Origin of the sequence: Citrobacter sp. Awk 2 (assembly GCF_028069815.1) — a bacterium.
Classification (GTDB): domain Bacteria; phylum Pseudomonadota; class Gammaproteobacteria; order Enterobacterales; family Enterobacteriaceae; genus Citrobacter.
This window is the reverse complement of the sequence record NZ_JANEWL010000287.1, coordinates 1-253: the sequence shown is the minus strand read 5'-3', so window position 1 is coordinate 253 and position 253 is coordinate 1. Positions and strand designations below refer to the sequence as shown.

Sequence of the window (253 nt, the reverse complement as noted above, 5' to 3'; positions counted from 1 at the left end):
TTGAAGAACGGAGTATGACGGCCGCCTTCGTCTTTGGACAGAATGTACACTTCAGATTCGAACTTGGTGTGCGGCTTGATAGAGCCCGGCTTAGCCAGTACCTGACCACGTTCGATTTCTTCACGTTTGATACCACGCAGCAGAACACCAACGTTCTCACCAGCACGGCCTTCGTCCAGCAGTTTGCGGAACATTTCAACGCCAGTACAGGTAGACTTGGCAGTCTCTTTGATACCAACGATTTCAACTTCTT

The 253-nt window shown here is 49.8% G+C and carries 1 protein-coding gene; it reads right to left on the bottom strand.

Annotated features, from left to right (window positions below):
• A partial coding sequence (locus tag NNO02_RS23930; RefSeq protein ID WP_271455914.1) for an EF-Tu/IF-2/RF-3 family GTPase occupies nt 1-253 on the bottom strand: 253 nt, incomplete at both ends.